Annotated in this window: 13 protein-coding genes, 1 pseudogene and 1 riboswitch; of the genes and pseudogenes, 7 read left to right on the forward strand and 7 right to left on the reverse strand. The window is 72.4% G+C overall.

Annotation, left to right across the window (positions count from 1 at the left end):
* The 4 genes and pseudogenes from AB0J88_RS01190 to AB0J88_RS01205 all read left to right on the forward strand — a co-directional run.
* Complete coding sequence (locus AB0J88_RS01190; RefSeq protein WP_364354527.1) at nt 1-786, forward strand: DeoR/GlpR family DNA-binding transcription regulator; 786 nt, start codon at nt 1-3, stop codon at nt 784-786.
* Nucleotides 787-855: 69 nt separating this feature from the next.
* Entirely contained in the window at nt 856-1,845 is a 990-nt protein-coding gene (locus AB0J88_RS01195; protein WP_364354530.1) for an ATP-binding cassette domain-containing protein, read from the forward strand.
* A complete protein-coding gene (locus AB0J88_RS01200; RefSeq protein ID WP_364354533.1) occupies nt 1,842-2,858 on the forward strand; it encodes an ABC transporter permease in 1,017 nt (338 codons plus the stop codon). Before AB0J88_RS01195 ends, AB0J88_RS01200 begins: the two co-directional genes overlap by 4 nt.
* Before the next feature lie 167 nt (nt 2,859-3,025).
* Nucleotides 3,026-3,250, forward strand: a pseudogene (locus AB0J88_RS01205) (DUF3263 domain-containing protein); the annotation flags it as partial.
* Here the strand turns inward: AB0J88_RS01205 and AB0J88_RS01210 are convergent.
* The 7 genes from AB0J88_RS01210 to AB0J88_RS01240 all read right to left on the reverse strand — a co-directional run bounded on the left by AB0J88_RS01210 (nt 3,247) and on the right by AB0J88_RS01240 (nt 12,077).
* Nucleotides 3,247-5,760, reverse strand: a complete 2,514-nt coding sequence (locus tag AB0J88_RS01210; protein ID WP_364354536.1) for an AAA family ATPase — start codon at nt 5,758-5,760, stop codon at nt 3,247-3,249. The pseudogene AB0J88_RS01205 and the gene AB0J88_RS01210 sit on opposite strands and share 4 nt — an antisense overlap.
* 10 nt (nt 5,761-5,770) lie before the next feature.
* Complete coding sequence (locus AB0J88_RS01215; RefSeq protein ID WP_364354539.1) at nt 5,771-6,088, reverse strand: hypothetical protein; 318 nt, start codon at nt 6,086-6,088, stop codon at nt 5,771-5,773.
* Between the two features lie 46 nt (nt 6,089-6,134).
* Nucleotides 6,135-6,737: an ATP/GTP-binding protein gene (locus AB0J88_RS01220; RefSeq protein WP_364354628.1), complete on the reverse strand. Its 603-nt coding sequence runs from the start codon at nt 6,735-6,737 to the stop codon at nt 6,135-6,137.
* 130 nt (nt 6,738-6,867) lie between these two features.
* Nucleotides 6,868-7,308, reverse strand: coding sequence for a DUF742 domain-containing protein (locus AB0J88_RS01225; protein ID WP_364354542.1), 441 nt, complete (start codon nt 7,306-7,308; stop codon nt 6,868-6,870).
* Nucleotides 7,305-7,781, reverse strand: a complete 477-nt coding sequence (locus AB0J88_RS01230) for a roadblock/LC7 domain-containing protein (protein ID WP_364354545.1) — start codon at nt 7,779-7,781, stop codon at nt 7,305-7,307. Before AB0J88_RS01230 ends, AB0J88_RS01225 begins: the two co-directional genes overlap by 4 nt.
* Nucleotides 7,778-10,861 (reverse strand): nitrate- and nitrite sensing domain-containing protein, encoded by a 3,084-nt coding sequence (locus AB0J88_RS01235; RefSeq protein WP_364354548.1) that lies wholly within the window; start codon nt 10,859-10,861, stop codon nt 7,778-7,780. The genes AB0J88_RS01230 and AB0J88_RS01235 overlap by 4 nt, the downstream gene beginning before the upstream one ends.
* On the reverse strand, nt 10,848-12,077 hold the full coding sequence (locus tag AB0J88_RS01240) for a hypothetical protein (protein WP_364354551.1): 1,230 nt from the start codon (nt 12,075-12,077) through the stop codon (nt 10,848-10,850). The genes AB0J88_RS01235 and AB0J88_RS01240 overlap by 14 nt, the downstream gene beginning before the upstream one ends.
* A 311-nt stretch (nt 12,078-12,388) precedes the next feature.
* On the opposite strand from AB0J88_RS01240, the gene AB0J88_RS01245 reads away from it, so the two are divergent.
* The 3 genes from AB0J88_RS01245 to thrC all read left to right on the forward strand — a co-directional run bounded on the left by AB0J88_RS01245 (nt 12,389) and on the right by thrC (nt 17,551).
* The gene (locus tag AB0J88_RS01245) at nt 12,389-15,172 is read left to right on the forward strand and encodes an alpha/beta fold hydrolase (protein ID WP_364354554.1); all 2,784 of its coding nucleotides are present in this window, start codon (nt 12,389-12,391) and stop codon (nt 15,170-15,172) included.
* Nucleotides 15,172-16,038 carry an ABC transporter permease gene (locus tag AB0J88_RS01250; RefSeq protein WP_364354557.1) on the forward strand — a complete coding sequence of 289 codons (867 nt, stop codon included), beginning with the start codon at nt 15,172-15,174 and terminating at the stop codon, nt 16,036-16,038. The genes AB0J88_RS01245 and AB0J88_RS01250 overlap by 1 nt, the downstream gene beginning before the upstream one ends.
* 82 nt (nt 16,039-16,120) lie before the next feature.
* A riboswitch (SAM riboswitch) is annotated at nt 16,121-16,254 on the forward strand.
* A 10-nt stretch (nt 16,255-16,264) separates the two neighbouring features.
* Nucleotides 16,265-17,551: a threonine synthase gene (thrC, locus tag AB0J88_RS01255; RefSeq protein ID WP_364354560.1), complete on the forward strand. Its 1,287-nt coding sequence runs from the start codon at nt 16,265-16,267 to the stop codon at nt 17,549-17,551.
* The last annotated feature ends 55 nt before the right edge of the window (nt 17,552-17,606 follow it).

The raw sequence follows: 17,606 nt of genomic DNA on the forward strand, positions 1-17,606 counted from the left end.
GTGGACCGGTACGCGCGTTGGAACGCCCTGCTCGAGCTGCTGACCGAGAGCGGCCGGGTGAGCGTGGAAGACGCCGCGCAGCGCCTCAACGTCTCGCAGGCGACCATCCGCCGCGACTTCGACCAGCTCGGCCAGCAGCAGATGATCACCCGTACCCGGGGCGGGGCGGTGGCGAACGGGGTCTCCTACGACCTGCCGCTGCGCTACAAGACCGCCAAGCACTCCGCGGAGAAGCAGCGCATCGGTGCGGCCGCCGCGGCCCTGGTCGAGCCCGGGATGGTGGTCGGGCTCAACGGCGGCACCACCACCACCGAGGTCGCCCGCGCCCTGGCCATGCGCCCCGACCTCAACTCCGGCGCTGACGGCGCTCAGCTCACCGTGGTCACCAACGCGCTCAACATCGCCAACGAGCTGCTGGTCCGGTCCCGGATGAAGATCGTGGTGGCCGGTGGGGTGGTCCGGCCGCAGTCGTTCGAGCTCGTCGGCCCGCTGGGCGGCGCGCTGCTGCGCGAGGTGACCCTCGACGTGGCGTTGCTCGGCGTCAACGCCATCGACGTGACGCTGGGCGCGGCGGCGCACCACGAGGGCGAGGCGTCGATGAACGCGCTGATGGTGGCCCGGGCGCGGCGCGTCGTGATCATCGCCGACTCGTCCAAGTTGGGCGGTCACGCGTTCGCCCGGATCTGCCCGATCGACCGGGTGGACACCCTGGTCACCGACGTCGGAGCGGCACCGGAAGCGACCGAGCCGTTCCGGGCCGTAGGCGTGCGGGTGATCAAGGCATAGCGGTCTATCCGAATACCTGCATACCCAGTACTGTGTGCGCGATCCGACCGCGGAAGACGGGGAGCGCTCGTGCCGGCCGTACTGGAGATATCGGGTCTGGAGAAGACCTACCGGAGCAGACGCCGAGGAGCGCGCAAGGCGCTCGACGGTTTCGACATGGTGGTCGAGTCGGGCCAGGTGCACGGCTTCCTCGGCCCCAACGGCTCCGGCAAGACGACCACGTTGCGCACGTTGCTCGGCCTGATCGCACCCAACGGCGGCCGCATGACGCTGCTCGGCCAGGAGGTGCCGGCGGCCCTTCCGCAGGTCGCCGGCCGGGTCGGCGCGATCGTGGAGAGCCCGCAGTTCTTCCCGAACTTCTCGGCGCACGACACGCTCTCGCTGCTGGCCGACGCCGGCGGTGTGCAGAAGCAGCGCGTGACCGAGGTGCTCGAGCTCGTCGGCCTGCGCGACCGGGCCGGGGAGCGGGTGCGCACCTACTCGCTGGGCATGAAGCAGCGCCTGGCCGTGGCCTCCGCGTTGCTCAAGAAGCCCGACCTGCTGATCCTCGACGAGCCCGCGAACGGTCTCGACCCCGGCGGCATCCGCGAGATGCGCACGCTGATGCGCGGTCTCGCCGAGGCCGGCATGACGGTGCTGCTGTCGAGCCACATCCTCGGCGAGGTGCAGCTGATCTGTGACTCGGTCACGATCATCTCGCGCGGCCGCCGGGTCGCCTACGGTGCGGTCGCCGAGGTGCTCGCGCAGCACGCCGGTGGCGGTGTCACGGTCCGGCTGGAGAACGCCGACGACCTGTCCGTCGCCGCCGAGATCCTGATCGCGGCCGGCGCCCGGGTCACGCCCGACCACGACCGGCTGGTCGTCAGCAACGTCGAGAAGCCGGCCTGGGTGACGCGCACGCTGGCCGAACGGGGTTACTACGTGAGCGAGTTGGCGCCCGTGAAGGTCGACCTGGAGAGCGTCTTCCTCGAGTTGACGCAGACGGCACCGGTCGAGGGCCGGGCCCGCCAGGTCGACGACTCCGTGGTCACGCCGGCGCAGGGCGGGTGGGGCGTGTGAGCCTGCCCAAGGCCGAGGTGCGCCGGCTGTTCAAGCGCCGGGTCACCCGCATCTTCCTCGCCATCACGCTGGTCGGGCTGGCCATCTTCCCGATCGCGTTCACCATCAGCAGCCACGCCAACAGCGCGGAGTCGCGTGCCGCGGCGCAGGTGCAGGCGGACCAGGCGTACCAGCAGGCCACCGTGGAATTCCAGCGGATGGTCTCGGAGTGCGAGGCCGCCAAGGCCCGGGGCGAGACCGGTCTCGACGACCGTTACGGCCCGAACTGCGGTGCCGACTGGGGTCCCAAGCCCGAGTACTACCCGGCCGAGCAGTTCATGCCGTACGAGTTCAACTTCCAGGACGAGTTCGCGCCGTCGCTCGCGGTGCTCTCGGCGATCCTGGCGCTGGCCGCGTTCGTCATCGGCGCGTCCTTCGTCGGCGCCGAGTGGAGCACCGGCGGCATGATGAACCTGCTGCTCTGGCGGCCTCGGCGGGTGCCGGTGCTGGTCACGAAGCTCGGCGTGCTGCTGGGTTCGATCCTCGGTCTGACCGCGGTGCTCGGCGCCCTGTGGACGGCGGCGTTCTGGTCGATCGGCCGCTACGACGGCAACCTCGGCAAGCTCACCGCGGGCGTCTGGCAGTCGCTCGGCCTGACCGGCCTGCGCGGCGTGACGATGGTGCTGCTGGCCGCGACCGTCGGGTTCTGCCTGGCCTCGATCGGCCGGCACACCGCGATGGCGCTCGGCGTCGGCATCGGCGCGGTCGTGGTCAGCGAGATCGGCCTGCGGATCGCGTTCGAACTGCTTCAGGTGCGGTTCAGTGACCGGTACATCCTGTCGACGTACCTCATCGCCTGGTTCGACAAGAGCACGACCATCACCGACTGGCGGGCCTGCCAGTTCTCGCAGGGTTCGTGCACACCGCCGGAGTACGTCGTCACGTGGCAGCACGCGTCGGTGTTGCTGGGCGCCGTGCTGGTGCTGTCGGTCGTCGGCGCGCTGTGGTCGATCCGGCGGCGGGACGTCGCCTGACGAGACGTCTTGATCACAGTGAATGAGCGGTGCACGGCCACCTGACCGCGGTTAGTCTGGTTGGCATCCCCACGCGTGTGTCGAGGAGCGCCATGATGCCTGCCGTTGACCAGGCCGACACCAACGACGACGACGATGTCGCGCCGGTGTCTCCAGTGGACAGTCGGCTCACCGAGCGCGAGGAGCAGATCCTGGCGTTCGAGCGCAAGTGGTGGAAGCACGCCGGCGCCAAGGAGCAGGCGATCCGCGACGCGTTCGACCTGTCCGCGACGCGCTACTACCAGCTGCTCAACGGTTTGCTCGACAATCCGGCGGCCCTCGCGGCTGAGCCGGTCGTGGTGGCCAGGCTGCGCCGGTTGCGTTCGACCAGGGCGCGCTCCCGGCGGCGTTAACGGCGCTGCGCGTACGCCTCCAGCCGGGCGACCTGCACCGGGTCGAGCGACGGGCGCACCCGCTGCCGGGCCGCGGCGACGTGCTTCGCGGTGACCGACGTGGCCTCCAACGACTCGCGGATCGCGACGAGGGCTGCCTCCCGCACCAGCGCGGCGCAGTCGGCGGCCGAGAAGCCCTCGAGCTCCCGGCCGAGCGCGACCAGGTCGACCTCGGGGTCCAGCGGGACGCCCTTGGCCGCCGCCTTGAGGATCTCGGCCCGGGCGGCGGCGTCTGGCGGCGGCACGAACACCAGCCGCTCCAGCCGGCCCGGCCGCAGCAGGGCCGGGTCGATCAGATCCGGTCGGTTGGTCGCCCCGATCACCACCACGTCCCGCAGTGTCTCTATCCCGTCGAGCTCCGTGAGCAGTGACGCGACCACCCGGTCGGTGGTGCCGCCGTCGGTGGACTGGCCGCGCAGCGGCGCGAGCGCGTCGACCTCGTCGAGGAAGATCAACGTCGGCGCGGCCTCGCGGGCGCGGCGGAACAGCTCGCGGACCGCGCGCTCGCTCTCGCCGACCCACTTGTTGAGCAGCTCGGCACCCTTCACCGACAGCACGTTGGCCTTGCCGCTGCCGGCCAGCGCGGTGACCAGGAACGTCTTGCCGCAACCGGGCGGACCGTAGAGCAGCACGCCGCGCGGCGGGCGCACCCCGAGCCGGGCGAAGGTGTCCGGGTAGGTCAACGGCCACAGCACCGACTCGGTCAGCACCTCCTTGACCTCGACCAGGTCGCCGACGTCGTCCAGGGTGAGGCCCGAGAGCTCCAGTGTGGACGATGCCATCGAGGTCGGCCGGACCACCTCGAGCGCGGACGCGAAGTCGGCCGCCGTGACCAGCGGCGCCTCCGCCGTGCGTTGCCGCAACGCCGCGCGGACGCCGGCCTCGCGGACCAGCGCGGCCAGGTCCGCGGCGACGAACCCGGGTGTACGCGCGGCCACGTCGTCGAGCTGCACGTCGCCGGCCAGCGGCGTCGAGCGGGTCAGCACCGCGAGCTGCTCGCGGCGCATCGCCTGGTCGGGCAGCGGCACCGAGATCTCGAGCGAGAGCAGGTCCGGTGCGCGCAACGCGGGGTCGATCTCCTCCGGCCGGCTGCTCGTGCAGACCACCGCGGCGCCGGCGTCCACCAGCGAGCGGAGCACCTGCCGGAACACGGTGGCCAACGGGTTGGGGGTGTCCCGCGGCGCGAGCGCGTCGACGTCGGTGATCAGCACGACGGTCGGCGGATCGGTGGTGCGCTCGGCGGCCACCGCGCGCAGCCGAGCCGCGGCCGAGTCGGGGGTCAGCGCCGCGATCTCCGGCGCCCAGACGGTCAGCAGCCGGGCGCCGACCGCGGCGGAGACGGCCCGCACCAGGTCGGACTTGCCGGAGCCGGCCGCGCCGGTGACCAGCACGCCGAGCGACACCGAGGTGGCCAGGCGGCTCAGCACGTCGCGGTGGTGGAAGCCGAGGTCGAGGAGCTCGGTGAGCTGGTGAGCCTGGTTGCGCAGGCCGGGCAGGTCGTCGACGCTGGGCGCGTTCTCGTCGACGACGGAGCCCTCGACCACGTCGCCGTCGATGACGGTGTGGCGGTCGTCGCCGGTGGTTCCCGGCCCGGCGGGCCGGGTGTCGGTTGACCCACCTTCGCCGCTCGCCCAGGCGCCGGCGCCACCGTCGGCTCCGCCCCCAGCTCCGCGCCCGGCGCCGGCACCAGCCGGGCCGGCTGAGCCACGCGCGCCACGCGGGCCGCCCGAGCCACCGGCGCCAGCCGGACCGCCGCGACCACCGCCGCCAGCGCCGACCGGGCCGCCAGCGCCGCCAGCGCCGACAGGGCCGCCAGCGCCGACCGGGCCGCCAGCGCCGCCAGCGCCGCCTGCGCCGACCGGGCCGGCCGCTGTCCGTCCGCGCGAAGCCTGGGTGATCTGTCCGTTCTCCCAGCCCACGACCGTGTCCATGGTGACCAGCGCGCCCTCGGCCGGGTTCACGTCCACGACGTCGAGCAGGGTGCTGGTCCAGGCGTAGCCGACCCGGTTCGCCAGGCTCTGCCGGGCCGCCGCGACCAACGACCGCGCCGCCTCGTCGGGCACCACGTCCTGGGGCAGCAGGGACACGTCGTCGCCGGGCGAGATGACCTTGCCCAGCAAAGCCAACCGCAGCATCTCCGGCGAGACCACCGCGACCACGTTCGGTGCGCCGCGCAGCGTGGCGCGGCGGGCGGCGACCACCGGCGCCGGGGTGACGGTGACCTGGGCGCCGTCGCGCACGCCGAGGTTGCCCAGCATCAGGTCGTCGGCGTGCAGCAGGCCGCGCCCGTCGGACGGCTCTCCGGGCGCGACGATGCCGGCGGTCGTGCGCCGGCCGGTCAGCCGCACCGGGTCGCCGGGGCGCAGGCCGAGCGCGCTGAGCACCTCCGGGTGGAGCCGGACGATGCCCCGGCGGGCGTCGAGCGCCGCCGGTCGCAGGCTCACGGTCAGGACAAGGTCACGGTCGGCCACCCAGCCGAGACTAATGCGAATCAGGCCCGAGCAACGTATGGTCCTGCCGGATCAGCTCGGCGAGCTGTGCGGCGGCGTCCTTGACCGGCCCCGGCGAGATCGCCACCGCGTCGTTGACCCAACCCACCATGAACGCCGTGCTGTCGCCGGCAGACTCGACGGACACCGTGACCGTGGTGTCCGGATGGTGCGCGACCACCCGCCGGACCGCCTGGGCGAGCTCCACGGCGACGGACGTCCGCTTTCGGGTGTCTGCCTCCGCCTTGAGCCGTTCCAGTTCCTCCCGCCGCGCCATGCGGTCGAGCGCTTCGCCGAACGCGTCCCTCATCCGGACCGACCTCCGTCCCCGTCCCCGTGCCCTGCCGTCCGTCCGCCTACGACCCGCCGCGTTCGCGCAGCGCCCGGTCCAACGCCCGGTCGAGGAGCACGAGCAGGGCGTCGCGGACCGACAGGCGTTGCCGGGCGTCGAAGCGGACCACCGGAACGTGGTCGCCGACCGCCAGCGCCCACCGCACGGCGTTCAGGTCGTGGGTGAGCTGCCCGTCGAACGCGTTCACGGCCACCACGAACGGCAGATCCGCCCGTTCGAAGTAGTCGATGGCGAAATGACACTCGTCCAAGCGGGCGCTGTCAACCACTACCAGGGCACCAAGTGCACCGCGGGTCAGGTCGTCCCACATGAATCCGAAGCGGGACTGGCCGGGCGTACCGAACAGATAGAGCTTGAGACTCCCGTCGATGGTCACGCTGCCGAAGTCCATCGCCACCGTGGTGGTCGTCTTCGTCGAGTCCGGGTGCAGGTCGTCGACGCCGATCGAGGCGGTGGTCATCTCCGCCTCGGTGGTCAGCGGGGCGATCTCGGAGATCGCGCCGACCGTGGTGGTCTTGCCGACGCCGAAGCCGCCGGCGATGACGATCTTGACGGGGATGGGCGCGCGGCGGCGCTTCACCGGAGGGCCGACCACGCGCGTGTCCACGCTCGGCGGCGCGGACCCGATGTGGTGCCAGCCCACGTTGGGCGCGTACGCCGACTGCTGCTCCCGATGGCGCCCACCATGCTCCGACCCCTGACCCCCGGCCGGTGGGCGGTCGATGGTCAACGGCCACTCAGGAGATCGCACGTAGTCCACGGATCACCCGCCGAATCGTCTCGGGGTCGCGAGGATCCGCGACCTCAAAGGTGTGTACGTCCAGATGGCCGGTGGCCCGGAGGTCTCCGACCAGCACCCGGGTCACCCCGAGGTGCATGCGCAGCGTGGCCGAGATCTCGGCCACCGACATCGGTGCGGCGCAGAGCGCCACGATCGCGTGCAGTTCGCGGGCGCTGCTGGGCAGGTGGGTGCGCGGCGGTCCGTCGTGGACGGTCACCTGCGTCTCCATGCCGATTGCCGGGTCGACGCCGACGACCCGGCCCGAGGTCAGCACGAACGGGCGCAGGCCACCCGAGGGGTCGCCGTCGGGTGGCGCTCCGCTGGCCTCGTCGCCGTGGAACCCCGCGGACAGGTACGGGCGTACGCCCGCGCCCGGCTCGGGGTCTGCTTCGGTCATGACTGCACGGAGTTCTTCAGCTCGGCGATCAGGCGAGGAGTCAGCGCGCCTCCCGCGCGGCTCGCGAAGAGCGTCATCTCGTAGGCCAGGGTGCCCAGGTTCGCCGAGCGGTCGGCGATCACCCCGAGCACCGAGCCGCTGCTGATCGAGGTGATCAGCAGGTAGCCGTCGGCCATGTCGACGATGACCCGGTTGAGACCGCCGAGGGCGTACCAGTTGGCGGCGCCGCCGGCCAGGCTGGTCATGCCGGAGACGATCGCCGCCAGCCGCTCGGCGTTGGCCCGGTCCTTGATCGCTGACATCGCCATCAACAGGCCGTCGCTAGACACGGCGATGGCTTCCAGGACACCCGCGGTGCCCGAGGTGAACGAGTCGAGCAGCCAGTTGAAGGTCTGCGCCTCCTGGCTGAGCTGGCCGTTGGACACGTCCGCATCCGGTCGTTCGATGCTGTCGTGGATGTACGGGCTCGTCATCGTGATTCCTCTTCGTCGCCATTGCCGGCACTGATTTGACGCATCGCGCGTGCCACACCGGATTCGAACTGCTGGACCAGGTCACGTGCCGCGGCCGGGTCCGGCGGTTGGTCAGACGCCGGGCGCTCGGTCGGCCCCGCCTGGTCGTCGAGCGTGGCGCCTGGTTGGCGCCGGCTGAGCGGTCGGCCCGATGGGGCCGCGCCGTCCGTGGTGCTGGTCGCCTCGGCCGCCGCGGCACCGCTGACGGCTGCCTTGGCGGATCCGTTGGCCGAGCCGTTCACGGGTACGGGTCGCGCACCCGGCACGGCACCGCCACGGACCTGCCGTTCGGCGTACCGGACGCCTGCCTCGAACTCTTCGACCAGGGCGCGGGCGGCGGCCGGGTCGGCCGGTGACGGAGGTGCCGAGGTCGGTGCCGGCTCGGGGTCGCCGCTGGGCAGCCGCGCACCGGGCACCCGCCGGCGCAGGACCGCCTGGGTCTCCTCGTCGGACAGCTCCGGCGCCGGCTTGCCCTTGGCCGCCTTGGCGGCCGGGGACGGCTTGGCGGGCTTGCCCACCTGCGCCCGGCCGGGAGCCGGTCGCTCCGGTGCGGCCGTCGGTGGCCGCTCGGCCCCGGTGGGCTTGGCGGGCGACGCCGGGCGCTGGTTCGCCGGAGGCTTCTGGTCCGGCTCGACCTCGCCCGCGACGCGGGGCTGGGGCACGAACGCGTTCCACGGCTGGCCGTTGGCGAGCATCCGGCTGGCGCGGTTGAGCGCACCCTCGTCGAAGCCCGGGACGTTGCCGGTCGGCGCGCCGTGCCGGCGGTTCGGCGGCGCCGCGCGCGGCCCCTCGTCGTCCTCAGCCGCGTCGGCAGGCGACGGCGGCGGCGTTTGGCTCGGCGGCTCGGTCCGGCCCGGCACCCGCTGGCGGATCGGCCATTCGGGCGCGGCCGTGGCCGGCGGGGCCACCGCCGCCTCGTCGGACGCCGTCGCCGGCCCGTCCGCGGGCGGTGCGGATGCTGGGCGTGGATCCGCGGCACCGGCCGGTGCGGGTGCCGGCCCGGTGGCCGGTGCCGCGGACGATCCACCGCTTCCGACGCCGGCGCGGCGCTCGGGCCGGAACGGGTCGTAGACCGGCGCGGACGAGCCGTCGCCACCGACCACCGGCGGTGTGGCGGGCGACTCCGGCCCGGCCTGCTCGATCGGGCTGCCGACGCGCGCCCGGGCGACCGCCGAGACCGGCGGCGGCTCGGCCTTGGTGACCAGGTCGCGCTCGTGCACCTCGAGCTCGGCGGTGACGCCGCCGCCCGGCGTCGGGGTCAGCGTGACCCGCATGCCGTGGCGACGGGCCAGCCGGCCGACGACGAACAGCCCGAGCACCTCGGTCGGCACCAGGTCGAGCCGTTCGCGGCGGGCCAGTCGGGCGTTCTCCTCGGCCATCCGTTCCGGCGTCATGCCCAGGCCGTGGTCGACCACGAGCAGCCGGATGCCGGGGTCGCTGACGACGCCGGTGACGGTGACCCGGGTGTGCGGCGGCGAGAACGTGGTCGCGTTCTCCATCAGCTCGGCCAGCACCAGCACCAGGTCGCCGATCATCGACGGCGCGATGCTGATCTCGGTCGGCACCTTGATGTCGACCCGCAGGTAGTCCTCGATCTCGCCGAGCGCGAGCCGGATGACGTCGGTGAGCGGTAACGGCGCGACGTGGCTGTCGGCGCCGGCCGAGCCGGAGAGCACCACGAGGCTGCTGGCGCTGCGCCGCAGGCGGCTGGAGATGTGGTCGAGCCGGTAGAGGTGCTGCAGCCGACCCGGGTCGGCCTCCTGCCGCTCCAGCCGGTCGATCAGCGCGAGCTGGCGGCCGACCAGGTTCTGGGTGCGGCGTCCGACGTGGCCGAACATCTGCGCGACGTTGCGCCGGCCGGCCACCTGGCGCTCGACCAGCCGCGCGGCGGTCGCCTGGACCCGCTCGAACGCCCGGGCCAGGTCGCCGACCTCGTCCCGGGCGCGCACGTCGACCGCTTCCAGCCGGACGGGCACCGACGAGTCCAACTCGCCGTCGGCCACCTTGGTGAGCTCGGCCTCGGCGACCTTGGCGACGTCGTCGGCCGACTCGGTGAGCCGCGTCAGCGGCCGCGCCACGGCGCGCGCCACGGCGACGCTCAACAGCACGACGCAGAGCAGGAGGAGCACACAGGCCAGGGCGACGCCGTACGCCTCGGTCAGCGCTCGCCGTTGCCGTTCGCCGACCTCCACCTTGACGTCGGCGATGATCCGCTTCTCGACGAAGCCACCGAGCGTCATCAGCGACTCGGCCATCGGGAAGAGCTGCGGCAGCGCGATGTTGTTCAACGCGCCCAGCGGGTCGGCGGCGAACCGGCCGAGGAAGTTGCCGGTGGGGCTGCGCGCGTCGACGCCCTGCTGCACCAGGTCGTACACGCCGTTCTGCTCGGGCGTCGCGTAGGAGCGGAAGCGGTCGCTGTCCTGGAGCAGGATCGCCATCGTCGCCGTGGTCAGGTCCCTCGGCGCCTTGTCGCCCAGGGCGGCGAGCAGCACGATCTGCGCGGCGACCAGGCTGATCCCCTCGTCGGAGCGGAGCACCGAGTCCAGCGCCATGATCTGCCGGCCCGCCGGGGTGGTGGTGTCCGCGTTGTTGCGCAGGCCCAGCGAGTTGATCAGTCGAGTGATCTCGCCACCGAACGTCGCCATCACGACGTTCGGGCGGGACGCGCCGCTGAGCACGGAGGCCCGCACGGTGGCCAGCGCCGGCAACGCGTCGAGCGCCAGTCGCAGGTTGACGGGTAAATCCTCGTCCGCGCGCAGGTCGGCGATGGCGTCGGTGACCACGGCGCTCTGCAGCACCAGCCGGTCGCGGTCGACGACCCCGAAGTAGTGGCCGATCGAGAGCAGCCGCTCCTGCTGTAACTGCTGCACGAGCGACCCGACCTGGCCCGCGATGTCGACCGTACGAGCCGTCTCGTCGGCCTGTTCGGCGATATTGACCCGGTTGCCCACCACCGGCACCGCCAGCGCGACGATGCCGAGCAGCGGGGCGATGAGCAGGAGCGCGAGCTTCCCGCGGATACGTAACCTACCGAGCAGCACCGGACCGCTCCCACTGTGTCTGGTTCCCCTGCGCCGCGCCCTGGTAGGGCGCGCCGGTGATCGGTGCGACCGTCGGCCACGACACGGGTTCGTCGGCCGACGGAGCGCCCGGGCCACCCTCGGGGAACGGGCCGGACGGACGGGCCTGTCGGGGCCGCCCGCCGAGGAAGAAGGCGAGGAAGAAGCCGACGGCGATCAGCACCGCCGCCGCGAGGGCGCCGCCGGCCAGCAGCTGAGTCTGGTCGATCTCGTCGAGGCGGGTGTCGAGGAGCCGGTCGACCTCGTTGAAGATCGCGGTGGACAGTTCGCCGGCCGCGGCCTGGAGCTCGCCGCGGGCCACACCGAGGATCGACTCGTCGCTGCCGGTGCCCGAGGGTGCGGCCGGGCCCGTGCCGATCTGACTGAAGATCGCCGCGAGCGTGTCCGCGGAGCGCTGGAAGCGGTCGAGCCGGCTGAGCAGGTTGCTGCCCAGGGTGCGGCTCTGCGTGCTGTCCACCGCGGACCGCAGGTCGTCGACCAGCTGGGTCGACGCCTGCTGGAGGAGAACCCGCTCGGCGCTGAGCCGCGCGACGAGCTCGGCCTGCTGCTGCGGCGTCGCCTGCGGAGCCTGCTTGCCGGGTGCCGGCGTGCTGGCGGCCTTGGCGAGCGCCGCGACGTCGGTCAGCCGGCCGGCCGCGATGACCGCCACCGGCAGCTGGCTGGCGGCGCTGTTCTGAAGGTGGAACGCGTCGCCGTCGGGGTCGTGCACGAGTCCGGACTCGTCGCGGACCTTGCCGTAGAGGGCGAGTACCAGGTCGCCCAGCTCGCGGTAGTCGGCCAACGCCTTGGTCCGGTCGGCGGTGGCGGGGGTGTCGCGGAGGGTCTCCAGGCGGCTGCGGATCTCCGACCACCGCTGGGTCGTGCGCAGCGTTGCGCCGAGCTTCGCGTCGGTGACGTCGGCCTGCTGCACGGCGGTGGCGATGGCCTCGCGGGACACCGCCCGGCCGGACACGGCCGCGGACTGTGCGTCGGCCACGGCGAACGCGACCTGTTGGAGGCTGCGCAGGTAGGCGACGCCGTCCTGCTCGCGTTCGGTCGCCGCGGCCCGGTCGCCCTCGGCGCGCCAGGTGTGCGCGAACAACAGCGCGGTCGGCACGAGCAGTGCTACGACCAATATGGACAGCAGCACGGACAGCGCTCCCGTACGGGCCCGGGAACGCGGTGCGGAACGTGTCATCGGCAACCCCTCCACGAAGTGGTGGCACGGGCGAAAACATCTGCCCCGGCCGTCCCGTCCACCGGACGGAGAAACTAGTGGAGGGGCACCCATGCCGGCCCAAACCGAACAGCCATTTCTCCTTCATCCGTCGGTTTCTATGGCCGTGCGTGATGGATCAAGAGGCGAATCTTCACGCTGTGTAACTTGCTGTCGGTTCATTGCCCGGTCGGTGCGATACGTCGGATTTCGCGGGATAAGCATGCGTCCCACCGACCGGCGGCCATTGACACTCAGAGAACGCTCAGCGCGTACGCCGTACCTTTGGCGGCATGTCGCCACCCCTGTCCCGGGTCCGCCGTCGCCTCCTAGCGGCCGGTGCGGCCGTGCTCGTCCTCGCCGGCGCCGTCACCTGGGCGGCCTGGCCGGACGACCCTGACTACCGCACGCAGGACGCCCGGATCAGCGTCCGGTCCGGTCCCGGTGGAGACGAGCCGGTCGACCTGGACACCCGGCTGTTCCTGCCGGACGGCGCGTCGGCGACGAACAAGGTGCCCGCGGTGCTGCTCGCACACGGCTTCGGCGGCACCAAGGAGAGCACCTACGCCGACGCGGAGGACCTGGCCGGCATCGGCTACGCGGTGCTGACCTGGACCGCGCGGGGCTTCGGCCGCAGCGGCGGGCAGATCCACCTGGACGACCCCGACTACGAGGTACGCGACGCGCAGCGCCTGGTCGACTGGCTCGCCGCCCGGCCGGAGATCCGCACCGACGCACCCGGCGACCCCAGGGTCGGCGTGGTCGGCAGTTCCTACGGCGGCGGACTGGCGCTGTTGCTCTCCGGCCAGGACCCCCGGATCGACGCCGCCGTGCCGATGGCCACGTGGAACGACCTCGCCGGCGCCTTCCTGCCGGAGTCGACCGGGCGCGGTCCGGTCGAGGGCGTCTTCAAGAAGACGTGGGCCGGGCTCTTCTTCGGCAACGGCGCGGGCAGCGGCCTCGGCGCACTGGGCGAGCTGCCGGCCGGTGCCGCGACCGCCGGAAACCTGGCCGGCGCCGACCCGTCCTGCGGCCGGTTCGCCGCCGACGTCTGCGCCGCGTACCAACGGATCGCCACCACCGGCCGGGCCGACCAGGCCGCCGTCGACCTGCTGCGGCGCTCCAGTCCCGCTGCGGTGCTCGGCCGGATCAAGGCGCCGACTCTGCTCGTGCAGGGCACGGCCGACACGCTCTTCCCGCTCTCGGAGGCCGACGCCAACGCCCGGGGCATCGCCGCGAACGGCACGCCGGTGCGGGTCGCCTGGTTCACCGGTGGCCACGACGGCGGTGACGGGCCGCAGTCCGACCGCGACCGGGTCAAGTTCCTCATGGCACAGTGGCTCGACCACTACGTCAAGAGCGTCGGTGACACGCCGTCCACCAGCTTCACCTGGTCGCGGATCACCGGTTTCAACGCGCTCGACCGGGGCGTGGTGACCAGCGGTTACTCCGACCCGACGTACCCCGGGCTCGCCGGCACCTCGAACTCGACGGTGACCGTCTCCGGACCGGCGCAGCCGGTGGCCAACCCGCCCTCCGGCAACCCTGCGGCGATCTCGTCGCTGCCCGGCACCGGCGGTGGGCTCTCCTCGTTCGTCAACGGAATCGTCACCGACCTGCCCGGCCAGCACGCGCGGTTCACCTCGGAGCCGCTCGACCGGCCCCTCGACGTCGTCGGAGCGCCGACCGTGCGGATCCGGGCCGCGTCCCCGACCGGTGAGGCGGTGCTGTTCGTCAAGCTCTACGACGTCGACCCGAAGGGCGTGGCGACGCTGTCCAGCGGGCTGGTCGCGCCCGTCCGGCTGACCGGGCTGCCGGCCGACATCGGTCAGGCCCAGCCGGTCGAGGTGACCCTGCCCGCCGTCGTGCACCGGGTCGAGGCCGGGCACACGCTGCGGATCGCGGTCGCGACCGCGGACCAGGCGTTCGCGACCCCGAACCAGCCGGCCGTCTACACGGTGGCTGTGCCGGACGACGCCACCGCCGTCACGCTGCCGACCGTGACCGGCGAGCCGATCGCCAGCCCGCAGGTCATCTGGCGGTACGTGCTGGTCGGCCTGCTCGCCGCCATCGCGATCGGGCTCGTGGTGGTCGTCCTGGTCGTGCGCCGGCGGCGGAACCGCCACGACACCTCGGTGCATCCCGAGTACGCCGACGTGCCGTTGCGGGTCGACGGGCTGCGCAAGGAGTACGGCGACTTCGTGGCGGTCGACCGGGTCGACTTCGAGGTGCGGCGCGGCCAGGTGGTCGGCCTGCTCGGCCCCAACGGCGCGGGCAAGACGACGACGCTGCGGGTGCTGATGGGCCTGACCAACCCCACCGCCGGCCAGATCCACGTGTTCGGCCACCAGCTGGTGCCGGGCTCCCCGGTGCTGTCCCGGATCGGCGCGCTGGTCGAAGGCCCGGGCTTCCTGCCGCACCTGAGCGGCCTGGCCAACCTGAAGGCGTACTGGGCCGCGACCGGCCGGCCGGAGGCCGAGGCCGAGCTCGACCGGGCGCTCGAGATCGCCGGCCTCGGTGCCTCGGTGCACCGCCGGGTGAAGACCTACAGCCACGGCATGCGGCAGCGGCTGGCCATCGCCCAGGCCATGCTGGGCCTGCCCGAGCTGCTGGTGCTCGACGAGCCGACGGACGGGCTCGACCCGCCGCAGATCGCCGAGATGCGCCGGGTGCTCAAGCGCTACGCCACCGACGGGCGCGCGGTGCTGGTCTCCAGCCACCTGCTGGCCGAGGTCGAGCAGACCTGCACGCACGTGGTGGTCGTCAACAAGGGCGCGATCGTCGCGTCGGGTCAGGTCGACGAGATCGTCGGTGAGTCGCCGACGGTGCAGATCGAGGTCTCCGACGCGACCGCGGCGGCCGGCGTGCTCGGGCAGCTCGCGGGCGTGCGCTCCGTCTCGGTCGAGGGCGACTCGCGGCAGTTGGTGGTCGACACCAACGGCACGGCGCGCAGCGAGGTGGTCGCCGAGCTCGTGAAGGCGGGCATCGGGGTGGAGCGGGTGGTGCCCCGGCGCCGCCTCGAGGACGCGTTTCTCGCCCTGGTGGGGGAGAGCTCTAGTGGAAGCGGAGACCGTTGATGACCGACCTCCAGGCGGGCGCGGCTGCCGGTTATCGCGCGTCCCGGACGCTCCCGATCCGCGCGGAGTGGCGGCGGCAGTGGTCGCGTGCGCGTACCCGATGGGCCCTGGGCTTGATGGTCGCGTTGCCCTTGATCATCTTGGTCGCCTTCCAGTTCGACAACGGTGGCGACGACGACAACGGCGGCGGCGAGTTCGGCAGCCTGATCGACCTGGCCACCTCGGGCGGGCTCAACTTCACCCTGTTCTGCCTGTACGTGTCGGCGACCTTCCTGCTGGTCGTCGCCGTCGCGCTGTTCTGCGGCGACACCGTGGCCAGCGAGGCGCAGTGGGGGAGCCTGCGCTACCTGCTGGCGGTGCCGGTGCCGCGCGCCCGGCTGGTGGCCGTCAAGCTGGTCGTCGCGCTCGGCTACTCGGGGCTGGCCCTGCTCACCCTGGCGGGCACGGCGCTGGCCCTCGGCACGGCCAGGTACGGCTGGGAGCCACTGCGCAGCACCGTCGCCAACGAGATCGCGCCGGGTGCCGGCCTGGTGCGGCTGCTGGGCATCCTCGGCTACCTCGCGGTCGTGCTGCTCGTCGTCGCCGGGCTGGCGTTCCTGCTGTCGGTGTCGACCGACGCACCCCTCGGAGCGGTCGGCGGCGCGGTGCTGCTGTGGATCCTGTCGAGCATCCTCGACCAGATCAGCGCGCTGGGCGCCGTGCGCAACCTGTTGCCGACCCACTACAGCACGGCCTGGCTCGGGCTGCTCTCGACGCCGACGCAGTTCGACGACGTCGTCAAGGGCGCGATATCGGCGGTGGTCTACGCGACGCTGTTCTGGTCGCTGGCCTTCTGGCGCTTCACCCGCAAGGACGTGACCAGTTGATCGCCTGAGGTCTGGTTCACAGGCTGAGAAGCGACAGGACCTTTCTCGGGTCTAGGCCTTACCCTGGTACGCACAACTGAATACCTCATCCAGAGGGGCTGAGGGATACGGCCCGAAGACGCCCCGGCAACCACCGCCGTCGACTCATAGCGGAGTCGCGGTGCGCAGGTGCCAATTCCGTCCCCGTCGCATGGTGCGGCGTGGGGAAGATGAGAGGACCTCCCTCATGACGTCGACCATCGACGAAACCGCCCCCTCCGTCTCCGACTCGCCGGCCCGCGCCCTCGTCTGTCGCGGCTGCGGAGCGGAATACCCGCTCGCCGCCCAGCACGCCTGTTACCAGTGTTTCGGGCCGCTGGAGGTGGCGTACGACCCCGCCGCGCTGGCCCGGGTCACCCGCGCGCAGATCGTCGCCGGCCCGCAGAACATCTGGCGCTACGCGCCGCTGTTGCCCGTCGGGCAGGACCCGTCGAGCCGGGTCACGCTCAACCCCGGCCTCACCCCGCTCGTCTCCGCGCCCTCGCTGGGCGCCGAGCTCGGCTTCACCGCGCCGCTCTGGGTCAAGGACGACAGCGCCAACCCGACCCACTCGTTCAAGGACCGGGTCGTCTCGGTCGCGCTGACCGCGGCCCGCGGGCTCGGTTTCACCCGCTTCGCCTGCGCCTCGACCGGAAACCTGGCCAACTCGGTGGCGGCGCACGCGGCCCGGGCCGGCGTGCCGTCGATCGTCTTCATCCCGGGCGATCTGGAGCAGGGCAAGATCATCACGACCGCCGTGTACGGGGGTGACCTCGTCGCCATCGACGGCTCGTACGACGACGTCAACCGGCTCTGCAGCGAGCTCGTCGAGACCGACGAGTTCGAGGACACCGCGTTCGTCAACGTCAACGTCCGGCCGTTCTACGCGGAGGGCTCCAAGACGCTCGGCTACGAGGTGGCGGAGCAGCTCGGCTGGCGGATCCCGGCGCAGGTGGTCATCCCGATGGCCAGCGGCGAGCTGCTCACCAAGATCGACAAGGCGTTCACCGAGCTCGTGGAGATCGGGCTGGTCGAGGCGCCGGCCGGCGGCTGGCGCGTGTTCGGCGCGCAGTCGGCGGGCTGCAACCCGATCGCCACCGCGCTGCACAACGGCACCGACGAGATCGTCCCGGTGCGGCCGATCGGCATCGCCAAGTCGCTCAACATCGGCGACCCGGCGGCCGGGCTCTACGCGCTCGAGGCGGTCAAGCGCACCGGCGGCTGGATGGACTACGCGTCCGACGACGAGATTCGCGACGCGATCCAGCTGCTCGCCCGTACCACCGGGGTGTTCGCCGAGACCGCCGGTGGGGTGACCACCGCGGTGTTGCTGAAGCTGGTGGCGTCCGGCCGGTTGGATCCCTCTTTGGAGACTGTGGTCTTCAACACCGGCGAAGGGCTCAAGACGATCGACGCCGTGGCCGAGCTCGTCGGGCCGACCTATCGGGTCAAGCCGTCGCTTCGGGCAGCTCGCGAGGCCGGTCTGCTGGGCTGAGGAGGCCGTTATCCAGGATGGACTCATACGTTCGGGTGATGCAACATGTGCTCCC

It is taken from the genome of Asanoa sp. NPDC049475 (genome assembly GCF_040676915.1).
Taxonomy (GTDB): Bacteria; Actinomycetota; Actinomycetes; order Mycobacteriales; family Micromonosporaceae; genus Asanoa.